Annotated in this window: 13 protein-coding genes; 6 read left to right on the forward strand and 7 right to left on the reverse strand. The window is 71.0% G+C overall.

The window, feature by feature from the left end:
- Positions 1 to 6 precede the first annotated feature (6 nt).
- Genes KWI83_RS08990 through KWI83_RS09005 form a run of 4 tightly spaced genes read right to left on the reverse strand, consistent with a single transcriptional unit; the run spans position 7 to position 4,150 of the window.
- Complete coding sequence (locus tag KWI83_RS08990; RefSeq protein ID WP_218513763.1) at positions 7 to 606, reverse strand: ATP/GTP-binding protein; 600 nt, start codon at positions 604 to 606, stop codon at positions 7 to 9.
- The gene (locus KWI83_RS08995; protein WP_218513764.1) at positions 593 to 1,024 is read right to left on the reverse strand and encodes a DUF742 domain-containing protein; all 432 of its coding nucleotides are present in this window, start codon (positions 1,022 to 1,024) and stop codon (positions 593 to 595) included. Before KWI83_RS08995 ends, KWI83_RS08990 begins: the two co-directional genes overlap by 14 nt.
- A gap of 34 nt (positions 1,025 to 1,058) precedes the next feature.
- Positions 1,059 to 1,535 carry a roadblock/LC7 domain-containing protein gene (locus KWI83_RS09000; protein WP_218513765.1) on the reverse strand — a complete coding sequence of 159 codons (477 nt, stop codon included), beginning with the start codon at positions 1,533 to 1,535 and terminating at the stop codon, positions 1,059 to 1,061.
- Positions 1,532 to 4,150 carry an ATP-binding protein gene (locus KWI83_RS09005; protein ID WP_218513766.1) on the reverse strand — a complete coding sequence of 873 codons (2,619 nt, stop codon included), beginning with the start codon at positions 4,148 to 4,150 and terminating at the stop codon, positions 1,532 to 1,534. Before KWI83_RS09005 ends, KWI83_RS09000 begins: the two co-directional genes overlap by 4 nt.
- Positions 4,151 to 4,439: 289 nt before the next feature.
- Between KWI83_RS09005 and KWI83_RS09010 the strand changes: the two genes are divergently transcribed.
- Both KWI83_RS09010 and KWI83_RS09015 read left to right on the forward strand, forming a co-directional pair.
- The gene (locus KWI83_RS09010; RefSeq protein ID WP_218513767.1) at positions 4,440 to 5,402 is read left to right on the forward strand and encodes an ABC transporter substrate-binding protein; all 963 of its coding nucleotides are present in this window, start codon (positions 4,440 to 4,442) and stop codon (positions 5,400 to 5,402) included.
- A gap of 322 nt (positions 5,403 to 5,724) precedes the next feature.
- Entirely contained in the window at positions 5,725 to 7,521 is a 1,797-nt protein-coding gene (locus tag KWI83_RS09015; protein ID WP_218513768.1) for a S8 family serine peptidase, read from the forward strand.
- A 140-nt stretch (positions 7,522 to 7,661) separates the two neighbouring features.
- On the opposite strand, the gene KWI83_RS09020 is transcribed toward KWI83_RS09015, so the two are convergent.
- Entirely contained in the window at positions 7,662 to 8,309 is a 648-nt protein-coding gene (locus KWI83_RS09020) for a ScbR family autoregulator-binding transcription factor (protein ID WP_218513769.1), read from the reverse strand.
- Between the two features lie 191 nt (positions 8,310 to 8,500).
- On the opposite strand from KWI83_RS09020, the gene KWI83_RS09025 reads away from it, so the two are divergent.
- The 3 genes from KWI83_RS09025 to KWI83_RS09035 all read left to right on the forward strand — a co-directional run bounded on the left by KWI83_RS09025 (position 8,501) and on the right by KWI83_RS09035 (position 11,387).
- Complete coding sequence (locus KWI83_RS09025) at positions 8,501 to 9,403, forward strand: ScbA/BarX family gamma-butyrolactone biosynthesis protein (RefSeq protein WP_218513770.1); 903 nt, start codon at positions 8,501 to 8,503, stop codon at positions 9,401 to 9,403.
- Positions 9,404 to 9,470: 67 nt separating this feature from the next.
- Positions 9,471 to 10,127, forward strand: coding sequence for a ScbR family autoregulator-binding transcription factor (locus KWI83_RS09030; RefSeq protein ID WP_218513771.1), 657 nt, complete (start codon positions 9,471 to 9,473; stop codon positions 10,125 to 10,127).
- A gap of 24 nt (positions 10,128 to 10,151) precedes the next feature.
- Entirely contained in the window at positions 10,152 to 11,387 is a 1,236-nt protein-coding gene (locus tag KWI83_RS09035; protein WP_218513772.1) for a damage-control phosphatase ARMT1 family protein, read from the forward strand.
- Positions 11,388 to 11,495: 108 nt separating this feature from the next.
- Here KWI83_RS09035 and KWI83_RS09040 read toward each other — a convergent pair whose 3' ends face one another.
- A complete protein-coding gene (locus KWI83_RS09040; protein WP_218513773.1) occupies positions 11,496 to 12,734 on the reverse strand; it encodes an endonuclease/exonuclease/phosphatase family protein in 1,239 nt (412 codons plus the stop codon).
- 212 nt (positions 12,735 to 12,946) lie between these two features.
- On the opposite strand from KWI83_RS09040, the gene cyc2 reads away from it, so the two are divergent.
- Positions 12,947 to 15,115 carry a germacradienol/geosmin synthase Cyc2 gene (cyc2, locus tag KWI83_RS09045; RefSeq protein ID WP_218513774.1) on the forward strand — a complete coding sequence of 723 codons (2,169 nt, stop codon included), beginning with the start codon at positions 12,947 to 12,949 and terminating at the stop codon, positions 15,113 to 15,115.
- Here cyc2 and KWI83_RS09050 read toward each other — a convergent pair.
- Positions 15,108 to 16,640 (reverse strand): hypothetical protein, encoded by a 1,533-nt coding sequence (locus KWI83_RS09050; RefSeq protein ID WP_218513775.1) that lies wholly within the window; start codon positions 16,638 to 16,640, stop codon positions 15,108 to 15,110. The genes cyc2 and KWI83_RS09050 overlap by 8 nt on opposite strands.
- Positions 16,641 to 16,722 lie beyond the last annotated feature (82 nt).

Genomic DNA, 16,722 nt, shown 5'->3' on the forward strand with positions numbered 1-16,722 from the left:
CCCGGCTCACCCCTCGGTGCGGGCCAGCGCCAGCTCCAGTACGACGAGCAGCGCGTCCCGCACCGAGCCGCGCTCCCGGGCGTCGAACACGACGAGCGGAGTGTGCTCGGCGACGTCGAGCGCCCAGCGCACCTCCTCCAGCGCGTGCTCGACCCGCCCGTCGAAGGCGTTGATCGCCACCGCGAACGGGACCTGCCGGTGCTCGAAGTAGTCCACGGCCGCGTAGCAGTCGTCCAGCCGGCGCGTGTCGACGATGACCAGCGCGCCGACCGCGCCCTCGACGATGTCGTCCCACATGAAGCCGAACCGGTCCTGTCCGGGCGTACCGAACAGATACAGCTTCAGCGTCGGGTCGATGGTGATGCAGCCGAAGTCCATCGCGACCGTGGTCGTCGTCTTGCGCGGGGTGTGCGACAGGTCGTCCACCCCGGCCGCGACCTCCGTGATGGCGGCCTCGGTGGTCAGCGGCTCGATCTCGGAGATCGACCCGACGGCGGTGGTCTTGCCCACGCCGAAGCCGCCCGCGATCACCAGCTTCACCGGCAGCGGCGGCCGTACGGCACTTGGCGCGGCCACGCCGACGGCGAGCGGTTCAGTCGGTGTCACGGAGTACCCCCCGGGAGTCGGGGATGGCGCGGAGGCCATCGATAACCCTTCGCAGGACGGACGCGTCATGGGTGACGGCGGCGTTCGGCACGTACACCGCCAGATGCCCGGCGGTGCGCAGGTCCTCGGCGAGGACCCGGACGACATTGAGGTGCAGCCGCAGCAACGCGGCGATCTCCGCGATGGACTGGGGCTGCTTGCAGGCGGCGACGATGTCGTGCCGCTCGAAGGAGAGCCGGTCGAGCGCGTCGAGGCCCTCGGCGGTGGAGACCACCTGGGTCTCGACGGGCATCGCCCGGGCGGACGCGGCCTCGCCCCCGCCCGCCACCCGGCCGGCGGTGACGAGGAACGGCCGCACGGCGGGGACGGGGCCCACGGGGGCCGGGTCCGGGCCCGGGGGCGTCAGGTCGTCCGCCATGGGGTGTCTTCCTCCTCGACCGGGCGGTGACCGGTCAGCCCGTCGACCCGACGCCGACGCTGTTCTTCAGTTCGAGCACGAGCTGAGGGCTGAGCGCGGCACCGGCGCGGTTCGCGAACAGCGTCATCTCGTAGGCGATGTTGCCCAGCTTGGCCTCCTTGTCGGCGACCACGCCGAGCACGGCGCCGCTGCCGATCGCGGAGACCAGGACGTGACCGCCCTCCAGGTCGATGATGACCTTGTTCAGCGCGCCGAGGCCGTAGTTGCCGGAGGCGCCGGCGGCCAGGCTGGTGAGGCCGGAGACGATCGCCGCCAGCCGCTCGGAGTGCGCGCGCTCGCGCAGCTGCGCGACGGCGATCAGCAGTCCGTCGGAGGACACCGCGATGGCGTCCACGACACCCGCGGTCTCGGTCGCGAAACGGTTGAGCAGCCACGTGAAGTCGGCCGCGGCGGCCCGCAGTTCGTCCGGCGTGGTGCCTCCCGTCGGAGTACCACCTGTCGACGTGCTCACTGCTCCGCTCCTTCCGGGAGGTGGTGGGGGTCTTGCGGGTCGCTGTCGCGCGGGCCGCGGTTGTTTCCGTTGTTCCTGGGCGCTCGGCTGTCGCCGTCGGCGCGGCGGTCGTACGGCGATCGCGTGCCGTCGGCGCGTCGGGCGTCGCGATGGGCGCGTTCCACGGCCGCCTCGAACTCCTCCAGGGCGTTGCGGACGGCTTCGGCGTCGGCGGGCGCGGTGGCCTGTCGCACGGCCCGGCGCTCGGCCTCGGCGCCGGCCGTGGTCTTCAGGGTCGCGCCGCGGACGCGGCGGCGCAGCGGGCGGGCGCCGATCGTGGGCGCCTCGGTGCGGGCCCGGGGGATGAGCGGGGCGTCGGCGTCACCGGGCGCGGGATGCCGCTGTGGGACGCGGCGGGGGAGCGGTGCGGAGCCGTCCGCGGGGGCGTCGTGCCGCGCCCGCACGGTGTCCGTCGCGGCCACCATCGGGTTGGCGGACAGGGCGGGTTCGGCGGCCGGGGGCCGTGGCCCGGACGCCGGGGCCGAGGCGGCCGCCGTCTCGGCGCCCGCACCGTCCCGCCCGTCCGCGTCGCCGTCTCGGGCCGTGCCGCCGGATGCCGTCGTGTCGCCGGAGGCCGACGTGCCGTCGCCCGCCACACCGCCGGAGGCGACCGGGCTCATCGTCAGCAGCAACGTCGACGGGATGGTCACCTCGGCCGTGACACCGCCGCCGGGCGTACGGGAGAGGGTCACGCCGATCTCCCAGCGGCGGGCCAGGTTGCCCACCACGAAGAGGCCCAGCACCTTGGTGGGGACCAGGTCGAGGCGTTCACGGCGGATCAGACGGGCGTTCTCCTCGGCGAGCCGCTCGGCGCTCATGCCGAGGCCGTGGTCGGCGATGGTGATCGTCGCGCCCTCGTCACCGGCCCGGACGGTCACCTCGACGGGGCTGCCCGAGGGCGAGAACGACACGGCGTTCTCCAGGAGTTCGGCCACCATCAGCGTGAGGTCGCCGACGATGTCCGGCTCGACCATGATCTCGGTACCGGCGTGCAGCTCGACCCGCTGGTAGCCCTCGATCTGGCCGAGCGCGGCCCGTACGACGTTGGTGAGCGCGGTCGGCCCGGCGTCCAGGACGGTCTCGCGGATGCCGGCCAGCAGCATCAGGCTGTCGGCGTTGCGGCGCAGCCGGACCGCGATGTGGTCGATGCTGTACAGCTGTTCGAGCAGGGCGGGGTCGGTCTCGCCGCGTTCGACGGCGTCGATGAGCGCCAGCTGCCGGGTGGTGAGGTTGCTGACCCGGCGGCCGACGTTGCCGAACATCTCGGCGACGTTGCGGCGGCTGAGCACCTGCCGCTCCAGCAGCGCGGCCGCAGTGGTCTGCACCTGGTTGAAGGCGTCGGCCAGGTCGCCGATCTCGTCCTGGGCGGTGACCGGGATCTCGCGCAGCCGCGGCGGCGCGTCGTCCTCCGTGTCGTCGTCGGCCACGCGCGCGAGCTCACGTCCGGCCACGTCGGCGACCTGCCGGGCCGCGCCGGTGAGCGCCTGCACCGGCCGGACCACCGAGCGGCGTACCGCCACCGAGAGGGCGCCCCACAGCAGGAAGCCGAACAGGGCGAGGGCCAGCAGCCAGGCGGCGTTCCACCAGGCGTCGTCGGAGGCGTCGCCGGCCCGGTCGGCGATCTGGTCGATGAGCGAGCCGATGATCGCCAGCCGGGTGTCGGACTGCTCGCCGTAGGTGGGGTAGTTGGACAGGGCGAGGGTGAACTTGGCGCGGATCACGCTCGGCGTCGCGGCCTGCAGCGCGCTCGGGTCGATCTGCAGCTCGGCGTACTGCCGCAGGATGGCCGCCTGGGCGGGGTTGTGCTCGATGCCGCGCAGCTCGGCCGCCTGCTCCTCGGTGGCGAACCGGCTGAACCGCTCGGCCTGGTGCTCGTACAGCTCGTAGGCGCCGACCGCGCTGATGAACTGGGTCAACGCGTTGGAGTCCCCGGTGGTGGCCGCGAACACGTTGGTCTCGAACGAACCGTGGGCGGCGTCGACACGCAGCAGGGAGTCCAGAAGATTGCCGGTGAAGGTGGCCGCGAGGGCCGGGTTGCGGTCCAGGCCGAGGCCGTCGATCAGGCCCTGGGCGGCGTTGTGATAGGCCGGGTCGATGTTGTCGGCGGGCAGATAGCCCTGCTCGATGGTCCGGCGCAGGCTGCCCAGGCCGTTGACCTCGCGCAGCGCCTGCGCCTCGGTCTCCGGCAGCCGGTCGCCGAACGTGCCGCGCACCTTCTCGACCTGGGCGTCGACCTCCCGCTGCGCCGCCCGGTAGTCGGTCAGCGAGGGCTTGGCGCCGCTGCCGCCGGCCTCGTACCGCACGGACAGCAGGATGGCCTGCTGATGCTCGGTCTCCACCCGGTCGACGAGTTCGGCGACCTGCGCGCTGTCCCGGACGAGGGCGGCGGCCTCGGCCGCGCTGCGGGCCTGGGTCACCTGGCCGGAGATGAGGTACGTGAGCAGTACCGCGAGTCCGGCCAGCGGCACGCCGACCAGGACGTTGAGCTTCTGACGGAACGGCAGGCGATCGGCGAAGCCGCGTATGCCACCCCGGGGCGGCCCGGGGGAGGGCGCGCCCACCTCGTTCGTGGACACCGAGCCTCCTTCGTGACCGGAGAGCAACTGCGGTGAGACTATCGCCTCCTGGGAGGGCGGACAGCGCGACTCCACGTCAAGAATCCGTTACAACCTGCTCCTCGGGCAGCGGAAATCGTTCGTGTCTCCTTCACAACTGGTCACTCATCGAAGCCGATTGGTGACCTGGCTGCTCTTGACTGAGCGAGAACCGGCTGGATTGGATCAGTGAGTGCGGTATGCGCGCCGCGTCCCAGATCGCCATGCTCCGCCGCCACATCCTCACATCCTCAAAGCCGGAACGGGAACCGTGACTTCAACCGTGAAGAGCACCTGGTCCAGTACGAGACACCGCGGCGCGGCCGCCGTCGCCCTCGCCGTCGCGGCGGCGCTGGTCGCCGGTTGTGGCTCGTCCTCCGACGACACGACCGACAACCCGCTCTCCGAGGGCACCTCGGACGGCAAGACCGTCGTCGTCGGTTCCAACAACTTCGCCGAGAGCATCCTCCTCGCCGACATCTACGGCGAGGCCCTCAAGGCCAAGGGCATCAAGGTCGAGTACAAACCCAACATCGGCAGCCGCGAGACCACGTACGGCCTGCTGAAGAACGGCTCCATCACCGTCCTGCCCGAGTACAACGGCTCGCTGCTGGCCTACCTCGACCCCGACGCCGAGCAGAAGTCGACCGAGGCCGTCAACGCGGCCGTCAAGGCCAAGCTGGACCCCAAGCTGACGCTGCTGGAGTCGGCGCCGGCCGAGGACAAGGACTCGGTGTCCCTCAACGCCGAGACGGCCGCGAAGTACGGCCTCACCGCCCAGTCCACCCTCGCCGACCTCAAGGACATCGCGCCCGAGCTGGTCATCGGCGGCTCGCCGGAGTTCCAGACCCGGCACCAAGGGCTGGTCGGGCTGGAGAAGGAGTACGGCCTGAAGTTCAAGTCCTTCAAGGCCCTCGACGCCGGTGGCCCGCTGACCCAGGCGGCGCTGACGAAGAACACCGTGCAGGCCGCGGACATCTTCACCACCGACCCGACCATCACCAAGGAGAAGTTCGTCGTCCTGCAGGACCCGAAGAACCTCTTCGGCTTCGCGAACGTGACCCCGCTGGTGTACAAGAGCGGCCTCCCCCAGGAGGGCGTCGACGCGCTCAACGCGGTCTCCGCCAAGCTCGACACCAAGACGCTGCTGGACCTGGACACCCAGGTGCAATTGGAGAACAAGGACCCGCTGGACGTGGCGAAGGCCTGGTTGAAGTCGGTCGGCCTGGACTGACCGTCCGCGGCCCTCGCCGAGGGCCTCACCCCACCTCATGTGCCCCGCGCGGCCTTCGAGCCGCGCGGGGCACGCACGTGTCAACCCTCGGACAACAAGGGGGAGTTTCCGGCCGGACAAAGGGTTTCCCCTGTATCCCTCCGGCCTCCCCGTTGCCTATCGTTCCAGCACAGCTGACCCACAGGTAACCCCTGACGGATCGGCATCGCGCCAGGCCGGCCTCCGCACGCCGCTTTTCGACATCACCCCCCTCCGCTTCGACGACGAAGCGCATCGACCGCCCCTCCGCGCTGTCCGGAGTACGGCCACGAAAGGCAAGCCCTTGCGAACCTCCCCTGCCATCAGACGCAAGCTGATATCCGTCGCCGCCGTTTCCGCGGCGCTGCTCACCGCCGCTGCCCCGGTCGCCGCGGCCCAGGACGCCTCGCCCAGCGAAGCCGCCGTCCCCACCGCCCAGACCGAGGCCGCCCCCGGCACCCCCGCCGAGCGCCTCATCGTCGGCTACAAGTCCGGTGCCGCCGAGGCCAGGTCCAACAAGGCCGCCGAGGCCGACGCCGAGGCCAAGGGCGAGGAGGCCGGCGAGAACCTCGACTTCCAGCGCCGCCTCGGCACCGGCGCCGCGCTGGTCGACCTCGGCGAGAACCTCACGCAGTCGGACGTCGCCGACGTCGTCGCCGAGTACCAGGCGGACCCGCAGGTCGCCTATGTCGTACCGGACCGCCTGAACCAGCCGCAGGCCGACCCGAACGACACCGACTACGCCAAGCAGTGGGACCTCTTCGAGTCCACCGCCGGCATGAACGTGCCCGGTGCCTGGCCGACCTCCACCGGCAGCGGTGTGACGGTCGCCGTCATCGACACCGGCTACGTCGCCCACTCCGACCTCGCCGCGAACATCGTCGGCGGCTACGACTTCATCTCCGACACTTTCGTCTCGGTCGACGGCAACGGCCGCGACAGCAACCCGGCCGACCCGGGCGACTGGTACAACGCCAACGAATGCGGCCCCGGCATCCCGGCCAGCAACTCCTCCTGGCACGGCACCCACGTCGCCGGCACCATCGCCGCGGTCACCAACAACAGCAAGGGCATGGTCGGCATCGCGTACGGCGCCAAGATCTCCCCGGTGCGGGTGCTCGGCAAGTGCGGCGGCTACGACTCCGACATCATCGACGCCATCACCTGGGCGTCCGGCGGCACCGTCTCCGGCGTGCCCGCCAACTCCAACGTCGCCAAGGTCATCAACATGAGCCTCGGCGGCGCCGGCGCCTGCACCAGCGCCACGCAGAGCGCCATCAACGCGGCCGTGAACCGGGGCACGACGATCGTCGTGGCCGCGGGCAACGACAACGACAACGTGGCGAACCACTCGCCGGGCAACTGCAACAACGTCATCTCGGTCGCCGCGACCAACCGCTCCGGCGCCAAGGCCTCGTACTCCAACTACGGCTCGCTGATCGACATCTCCGCCCCCGGCGGCCAGACCAGCACCGGCATCGCCAACGGCATCTACTCCACGGTGAACTCCGGCACCCGGACGCCGTCCACGGAGTCGTACGCCTTCTACCAGGGCACCAGCATGGCCGCCCCGCACATCGCGGGTCTCGCCGCGCTGATGAAGTCGGCCAAGTCCTCGCTGACCCCGGCCCAGATCGAGTCGGCGATCAAGGCCAACGCCCGTGCGCTGCCCGGCTCCTGCTCCGGCGGCTGCGGCGCGGGCCTGGCCGACGCCGCGAAGACGGTCCAGGCCGTGGCGGGCGGTACGTCCACCGGTACGACCTTCTCCAGCACCTCGGCCGTGTCCATCCCGGACGCCGGGTCGGCCGTCGAGTCGCCGATCACCGTCAGCGGCCTCACCGGCAACGCGCCCTCGGACCTGCAGGTCGCGGTGGACATCACCCACACCTGGCGCGGTGACCTCGTCATCGACCTGGTCGCACCGGACGGCTCGACGTACCGCCTGAAGTCCTCCAGCGGCTCGGACTCCGCGAACGACGTCAGGACCACCTACACGGTGAACGCGTCCGGCGAGACCGCCAACGGCACCTGGAAGCTGCGGGTGCAGGATGTCGCCGCGCAGGACACGGGCAGGATCAACAGCTGGAGCCTGACGTTCTGACATAGCTGACAGGCGTTCAGAGGACACGCCTCACGAGCGGGCGGGCCGACCGGTGCGGATGGGTGCCGGTCGGCCCGCCCCTTTGTCGTGCGCGGACGCGTTGGAGCCGTCGTCGGTTCAGTGAAACGCCCGGCGAATCGCTACGCCACACGGCTCTCCAGCGACGCCAGCACCCGCGCCCCCCGGTCGGCCCGGCTGTCCAGTCCGAGCAGTAACCCGGGCACCGCGATGCTCGGCAGCATGTGGGACCACAGCACCGACAGCCGTCGCCCGAGATCGTCCCGCCCGGTCAGGGCCCGTGACATCAGCTGTATGCCGGTGAACGCACCGACCAGCAGCTCCACCGTCTCCCGCGGATCCACGGTCGGCAGCAACTCCCCCTGGGCACGCGCCTTTTCCAGCAGCGGCGTCAGATGGTCGGTCCACTGCCGGAACGGCCCGGTGTGATCCACCCCCGGCGGCGCGCACTGGTCCACCGCCAGCCGCACACTGCCCCGGAGCAGGGCGTTGTTCAGCAGCCGCTGGCCGACGACGAAGGTGATGTCGATGACCTCCTGCAACTTGCACGGCTGGGAGGGAATCGCCCCGAAGGGCACCTGCTCGTCGAGGACCGCCTGGGCGAGGGACTCCTTGGAAGGGAAGTGGAAGTACAGCGCGCCTTTGGTGACTTCGGCGCGTTCCAGCACCATGGCGATGGTGGTGGAGGTGTAACCGTGTTCGTCGAAGACCGCGCCGGCGGCTTCCAGGATCGCCCTGCGTGTCCTGATGGCGCGCTCCTGTTTCGCCATGAGAGACCCCCTCCGGCGCCCAGTTGGCCGGTTCATGCCGTTGGCGCCACGATCGTGCCGGAACTGCCCTGATCATAGGGTGTTACAGAGCGATCGGATTGAAAACAAACCGGTCGCCTCGTACTCTGACGCCCACCCGCAGCGGATGTCCCACCGTCCGCGGAGTTCTTCGGGGGACCGTAGGGAGAAACATGCCACCATCGCGGCAACGTGCCGAAACCCCGACCCTGACGGCGACTGTTCCCCGGCAGCTCGTGCATCGCGCGGCCGTTGCCGAAACCTTTCTCACCGCCTGGAGGCGGACGGAAACCGACCGCTTCGCCGTTTCCGCCCAATGGCCCCGGGCTCACGGGTTACACGTGTCGCCCGACCGCTCGGCGTACGAGCCGCTCCTCGTCGTGGAAACCGTGCGCCAGAGCGGCACTCTCATCGCGCACACCGAGTACGACGTGCCCCTGGGGCACCACTTCGTGCTCCAGGAGTTCGACGTCGACACGATTCCTGAGCACTTGGCCGTCGGCCCGGTACCGGCCGAGCCGGTCGTCGACGTCCACTTCGTCGAGGTGCGCCACCGGGCCGGCCGCCCCGCCGGTGCCCGTTACACCGCCGAAGTGCTGCTCGACGGCGCCCTCGTGGCGACCGCCCGGGTCGCCTTCACCTGCGTCGCCGAGTCCGTCTACCGCAGACTGCGCGGCGGCCGCACCCCGGCCACCGTGTCCGCACCGCCGGCGCCGCCCGGCCTGCCACCCGAGGCCGTGGGCCGTGCGCTGCCGGCGGACGTCGTCCTGGCGCCGGCCGACCGTAAGGACCGTTGGCGCCTGAGAGTTGATACCGCACATCCCGTTTTCTTTGACCACCCACTCGATCACGCCCCCGGCATGCTCCTGCTGGAGTGCGCCCGCCAGGCGGCCCGGGCCCGGGCGCCCGAGGCAGGTACGCCCGCCTCCTTCCGATCGGTCTTCCATCGCTACGCCGAGCTGGACGAACCCGTATGGATCGAGGCCTCGGACGAGGGCGGCACGGAGATGCGGATCCTGGCCACGCAGGGGGAGTCGGCGGTCTTCGAGTGCATGGTCGGCCTGGCGAAGGAGTGAGATATCGTGTGCGTGGGGTAAGAAACAAACGGCATAACCCGTTTTCATTCCCAGGAGAGTTCAGCCGATGGCGAGGCAGTTACGAGCCGAGCAGACCCGCGCCACGATCATCAGGGCCGCCGCCGACCTGTTCGACCGTCACGGCTACGAGTCGACCAGCCTGAGCGACATCGTCGAGCACGCCCAAGTCACCAAGGGCGCCCTGTACTTCCACTTCGCGGCCAAGGAGGACCTGGCGCACGCCATCATGGAGATCCAGTCCCATGCCTCCCGCCGACTGGCCCGTGAGGTGGACGACCGGGAGTGCTCGTCGCTCGAAGGCCTGATGCGCATCACGTTCGGCCTCGTGCGGCTCACCGTGGAGGGGCCGGTCGCCCGCGCCGGACTCCGGCTCGCCACCGGCGGCGTCGGGGTGCGGCCGCCGCTGCCGCACCCCTTCACGGAGTGGCTCGACATCGTCTCCAGAAAACTCCTCGGCGCCGTCAAGGAGTCCGACATCCACCCGGACATCGACATCGACGCCGTCGCCCACTCCCTGCTCAGCTTCTTCGTGGGGATACGCGTGACGGGCCGCAGCCTCGAACCCGTCCCGCGGCTGCCCCGCCGCCTCACCGAGATGTGGTACGTCCTCATCCGCGGCCTGGTCCCGGTGACCAGACGCCCGCGGTACGTCGGCCTCGCCGCGCAGCTGGAACGGGAGATACGGGAGACCAGAGCCGTCTGAGCGGTGCGCGGTACGGTGAGCCGCATGCCCGACACCGCGCCCGTGATCCTCGGCAACGAGACCGGTTCGTTCCCGCACAGCGTGCTGGCCGAACGCCACCCCGCGATCATCCGGCAGGTGCGCGGGTCCCTGCCGTACGGCCCCGACCGGCAGCGCGCCCTCGACGCCCTGCTCACCAACTGCACCACAGGCGTGATCGAACCGCTCCCGTCCGACGCGCACGACCGGGACCGGTGGGCCGCGTGGGGACTCGACACCTACGCCGGGCAGTCCTGGTTCGACGTGCCCTGGCTGTGGTCGGAAAGCTACTTCTACCGCCGACTCCTCGAAGCCGTCGGCTACTTCGGCCCCGGACCCGAGCAGGCCATCGACCCGTTCCGTCCGGTCAAGCTCGCCGAGCTCGACGCACCCCGGACCGACGAGGAACTGGCCGCCCTCGACCACCTGGAATCCCGCCCGGCCGACGAGCGCGCCCAGGCCCTGCTGCACGGCTCGCTCTGGGACAACCGCGCCGACCTCGGCTTCCGGCTGTCGGCCGGCGGCGACACCCCGGCCGCCGCCCCCGGCCTGGTCGCCGACGACAGCGAGACCCTGTGGTCACTGCTGCCGCCCTCCGGCGCCGGCACCCTCTGCCTGATCGCCGACAACGCCGGCCGGGAGCTCATCCCCGACCTGCTCCTCATCGCCCACCTCCTCGCCGAGGGCCGCGTCGAGCAGACGGTGCTGCACGTCAAGCCGTACCCGTACTACGTCTCCGACGCCACCCCGGCCGACGTGCTCGACGCACTGCGCCGGCTGACGGCGGCGCCGGGCGCGGCCTCCGCGTACGGCAGGCGCCTGTGGTCGGCGACGACCGAGGGCCGGCTGACGGTACGGGCCCACCCCTTCTCCTGCGCACCTCTGCCGTACGCCGAGATGCCCGACGATCTGCGCGCCGAGTTCGCCGCGGCGACGCTCACCGTCGTGAAGGGCGACCTCAACTACCGTCGCCTCGTGGGCGACCGCCGCCGGCCCCCGACCACCCCTTTCACCGACGTGACCGACTACTTCCCCGGTCCGGTCGCCGCCCTGCGCACCCTGAAGTCCGAGGTGGTCTGCGGCCTCGACGCCGACACCGAGGCGGCACTGGTCGCCGCGGAGGGACAGCGCTGGCGGACCGGCGGCACGCACGCGCTGATCCAGGTCAACGCGGGTGCGGGCGGAGGCCGGGGTGCGGATGCCGTGCCGAGCGTCACCGGCAGGGCTCCTGGCGCCTCCTGACACAGCACCCGCTGGTGCAGCCGGGCGAAGGGCGCGCCCGGGCCGGTGACCGTGCGTCGAGGGGTCGACCCGCCGCGATCGCGCTCCAACAGTTCCTCGGCAAGGGGCTCAGGCGACCCGTACGTCCTGCCAGACGAGCCGGTGGTCCGAGGTCGGGACCGGCCAGCCGCTGCCGACCAGCCGGTACAGCGGGTCGTCGGACGTCGGCCAGAACACGCCGTTCGCGACCGGCGTCAGCCCCTTGCTCGGTATGACGTAGTCCACCCGCAGGTTGCCGGGCGCGGTGTCGCCGAAATCGGCGGTGTCGTACGCCGGGTTGCCGGTGTGCGTGGTGTTCGCTCCGCCCTGACGGCTCGCGGCCTCCACTGCGCCCGCGGCGGCCGGAGGGGTGGCCGGGAGATTGACCGCCGGGTGGTCGAGCAGCTGACGTATCGCGTTGGCGTAGCTGTCGCCGTCGTGCGGGTCGGCGTTCTGGTCGCCCGCGATCACGAAGCGTGCGCCGGGGCGCAGTCCGCCGCGTCGGCCCTTGTCGTCGTAGAGGTAATAGCTGCGCTTGCGGCCGCCGATGTAGTCGGCCCAGAGGCGGATCTCGTCGTGGTTGCGGCGGCCGTTGCGGTCCTCGGGGCCGTCGAAGGTGGGCGGTGTCGGATGCGAGACGAGGAAGTGGACGGTGTCGTGGCCGATGCGGACCGGCACGTCCCAGTGGCTCTTCGAGGAGAGCCGGAAGACCGCGCGGGCCTCGTCGCTGTAGTAGTCCGCCGGGAGGAGGTTGCCCGGCATGTCCTTCCACAGGAAGCGCTGGAAGGTGCGCACCGCGCGGGTGTCGATGGGGTACTTGGAGAGCACGAGCATGCCGTACTGCCCGGGGAACCAGCCGTAGCCGAAGGCGTCCTGCCCGTACGCGTCGGAGCCGGGCGTCGTGACGGCGCCGCCCCGGCCGTCGAAGTCGATCCCGGAGGCCACGCCCGTGTTGACGGGGCCGGTGAAGTGGTGCCGGTAGCGCACCGGGCGCGCGCCGTTCTGGCTCACGGCCAGGTAGTTGCGCTGGAACAGGCGGGCCGCGGTGCCGTCGCTGTCGTAGTCGAACTCGTTGATCAGCAGGACGTCCGGGTCGACCCGCTGGACGGTCTCGGCGACGTTGCGCGCCTGGACGTTGTCCGGGGTGGACAGGTCGGTGGCGAGGGCGCCCTGGGCGGAGCGGTTCAGCGAGGCGTTGAACGTGGCGAACCGCACCGTCCGCCGGTGGTGGCCGGTGGCCGACGCCGGGAACGCCGCGGTACCGGCGAGCGCCGCACCGGCGAGCGAGGCGAGGGCGGCCCGGCGGGAGAGAGCTCTGGGGTCGTTCATGGGGACTCCGAAGGTCGGGGCACGTGAAGTGCCGTGGTCGGCGGTTCGCTTCGTCCGAGGTTGCTTGGTCTGCGATTGCCGTAGTCTGCGCGCGTAGAGATGAACGCCACAAGGTCCGGCGAGAACTCCCGGATTCACCCTCGATTCACGCGATGGTGTGATCATGTCCCGGCCCGCGGGTGTCCCCGGCGGGCCGCGGGTAGGGCCCGGCCATGACGCAGCAGCCGTTCGAACTCCCGCACTTCTACATGCCGTACCCCGCGCGGCTGAACCCACATGTCGACGAGGCCCGGGCCCATTCGACCGTGTGGGCACGCGAGATGGGCATGCTGGAGGGGTCCGGGATCTGGGAGCAGGCCGATCTCGACGCGCACGACTACGGCCTGCTCTGCGCCTATACGCACCCCGACTGCGACGCCGAAGCCCTCTCGCTCATCACCGACTGGTATGTGTGGGTCTTCTTCTTCGACGACCACTTTCTGGAGACGTTCAAACGCAGCCAGGACCGCGCCGGCGGCAAGGCCTATCTGGACCGGCTGCCGCTGTTCATGCCGCTCGACATGTCGACGCCCGTACCGGAGCCGGAGAATCCGGTCGAGGCGGGCCTCGCCGACCTGTGGGCGCGCACGGTGCCCTCGATGTCCATGGACTGGCGCCGCCGCTTCGCCGTGGCGACCGAGCATCTGCTGAACGAGTCCCTGTGGGAGCTGTCCAACATCAACGAGGGGCGGATCGCCAACCCCGTCGAGTACATCGAGATGCGCCGCAAGGTCGGCGGCGCGCCCTGGTCCGCCGGGCTCGTGGAGTACGCGACCGCCGAGGTGCCCGCGTCCGTCGCCGGATCCCGGCCGCTCAGGGTGCTGATGGAGACGTTCTCCGACGGCGTCCACCTGCGCAACGACCTGTTCTCCTACCAGCGGGAGGTGGAGGACGAGGGCGAGCTCAGCAACGGAGTGCTCGTCCTGGAGACCTTCTTCGGCTGCACCACCCAGGAGGCCGCCGAGGCCGTCAACGACATCCTCACCTCCCGGCTCCACCAGTTCGAGCACACCGCGTTCACCGAGGTGCCCGCGCTGGCCCTGGAGAAGGGCCTCACCCCGGACGAACTGGCCGCGATCGCCGCCTACACCAAGGGCCTGCAGGACTGGCAGTCCGGCGGCCACGAGTGGCACATGCGCTCCAGCCGTTACATGAACGAGAACGCCACGGCCACCGCCCCGCCGTGGAGTGCCGGCGCCACCGGACTCGGCACCTCGGGCACCGACATCCGGTCGCTGCTCGCCTCGGCGGGCGCCGAGCGGCTGCGCGCGTACACGCACGTGCCGTTCCAGAAGGTGGGGCCGTCCCGCATTCCCGAGATCCACATGCCGTTCCAGGTGCGCCTCAACCCCGACCTGGAAGGCGCCCGCGCCCGTCTCCTGCCCTGGGTGCGGAGCCTCGGCATGCTCAGTGAGGGCGTCTGGGACGAGGACAAACTCGCCGCGGTCGACCTGCCGTTGTGCTCCGCGGGCCTCGACCCGGACGGGACGCCGGAGGCCCTCGATCTCAGCGCGCGGTGGCTGGCCTGGGGCACGTACGGCGACGACTACTACCCGCTCGTCTTCGGCCACCGCCGTGACCTCGCCGCCGCCAGGCTGTGCACGGAACGTCTCTCGGCCTGCATGCCCGTCGACGGCGCGGAACCGCTCGTCCCGGCGAACGCCATGGAGCGTGGCCTCATCGACCTGTGGCGGCGCACCACGGCAGGCATGAACGAGGACGGCCGCCGCCGACTGAAGGCCTCGATCGACGTGATGACGGAGAGCTGGGTGTGGGAGCTGGCCAACCAGCTCCAGAACCGCATCCCCGACCCCGTCGACTACCTGGAGATGCGCCGCGCCACCTTCGGCGCCGACCTCACCCTCAGCCTCTGCCGGATGGGCCACGGCCCCAACATCCCGCCGGAGGTCTACCGCAGCGGATCCGTCCGTTCGCTGGAGAACGCCGCCGTCGACTACGCGTGCCTCCTGAACGACGTGTTCTCCTACCAGAAGGAGATCGAGTACGAGGGGGAGATCCACAACGCCGTCCTCGTGGTCCAGAACTTCTTCGGCACCGACTACCCGACCGCCCTCGGCATCGTCAACGACCTGATGACGCAGCGCATGCAGCAGTTCGAGCATGTGGCGGCGACCGAGCTGCCGGTCGTGTACGAGGACTTCGGGCTGTCGGAAGAGGACCGCGAGAGCATGGCGGGGTATGTGACGGCACTGCAGAACTGGATGGCGGGCATCCTGAACTGGCACCGCACGGTTCCCCGCTACCAGGCGGACTACCTGGAGCGACGAGCCCACGGCTTCCTGCCGGACCGCGCGCCGGCCGCGCCCCTGCCGGTCAGCTGATGCCGCGCAGCCCTGCGGCTGTCTCCTCGGCGAGCTCTCGTATGCCCTTCGCGGCGGTTTCCGAGAGCTCGCCGAGTATCGCGTCGCCGGACGCGAGGACCGCGCGGGCCTGCTCCAGCAGGTTCGCGTCGGCCAGCGCGCGGGCCAGGGCGTAGTGCTCCGCGGCTGTGAAACGGCCGAGGTTCACCTGCGGCCAGTGGCGCAGGGAGTCGTCGCCGGGGTCGTCGAGGGTGGCTCTGAGGGATGCCAAGGTGTGTGCCGCTTCGCGCGGTTGCCCCACCTCCCGCTCCAGTCGCGCCTGCGTGAGTCGGGCCGAGACGCGGTCCCACGCCGTGTCCTGGAGGGCGGCGTACAGGCGCTGGGCGCGCAGCGCCTGAGGCAGGTCGCCCAGGCGCTCGAACGCGTCGGCGAGTGAGCGCAGGGGGCTGGTGTTCAGTCGTGTCGGGTCGTCGGGGCGGCGCAGTGCGCTCTGGTCCATGACGCATCCGTCCAGCCTGCGGATCAGCGCGGCCCGGGCGAGTTCCGTCATGCCCTGGTCCATGGCCAGGTCGGTCCATGTGCACGGCGGTTCGTCGGCGGGGTCGGTGCCGAACAGGGCGTCGTCCAGCTCCCGCGCCCAGCGCCGCAGCTCCGCCGCGTCGGCGCCGAGCTCGGGCAGGTCGCTCAGTCCGCACGCGGTGTCGAAGTCCGTCTCCCGAACCTCGTGCAGCAGCGGCAGATCGTCGGTGTGTCCGTGCAGGCCCACCAGTACGGCGGCCAGCCGCAGTTCGTCCGTCATGGACGAGCGCGCCTCGTGCCGCAGCAGATGCCGCAGCAGGCCCAGATCGCTGTCCGCGCGGTCGAACTGCGCGGCCCGCAGGGCGAGTCGGCGCCGTACGGCGTCTTCCGCGAGCGCGTCCCACACCGCGCGGTCGCCGGAGCGCAGCAGCGCCAGGTCGGCGTGGCCGCGCGCGAGGACCGGCTCCCAGAGCGGTGGCCGCGGATGGTCGTCGAGCAAGTCGTATCCGCACAACTCGTCCGCGTCGAGCAGCAGGAAGTCGGGCTCGGTGCGCAGCAGCGCGGAGTGCAGCCGGGCCACGAGCTCGACGGGGGAGCGGTCCGGGAAGCCCAGGGCGGCGCGCAGCTCGGCTCGCTCCTCGTCGATCCCGTAGTACTCGCGCAGCTCGTCCTCGGCCTCCGTGACCCGCGCCAAGATCGCTTCCTCGCCGTCGGCAGCTGGGGACAGGTTCGTACAACGTGCCCACCCGGGCAGACCGATCAGCATCTCCAGTGCCTCGTCGACGGTCGAGCCGATGATCCCGGCCGAGCCCTCTGAACTGGCGTACAGCATCGATCCGTCCGCGCACACGAAGTACGTACCGCCCGTGTCGTCGCCCGCCACCACCTCCAGCGGGCCGCCCGACGCGAGGCGGACCGGCTCGACCTGGCCGGTCGCCGCGCGGTCCAGGCCGAAGGTGAACGGGAACGCGGCGAGGGCGGCCAGGCGAGGGTTCCGCCGGAGCAGGCGCAGGGCGTGATCAGTCATGTCACAGAACGTAACAGGGCCCACTGACAACGCGGTCGGCCGCTGCGGCCCGCGCCGAACGGTGCGCCGGAGCGTCTTCCAT

The sequence above is a fragment of the Streptomyces sp. TRM70350 genome, assembly GCF_019219825.1.
Taxonomy (GTDB): Bacteria; Actinomycetota; Actinomycetes; order Streptomycetales; family Streptomycetaceae; genus Streptomyces.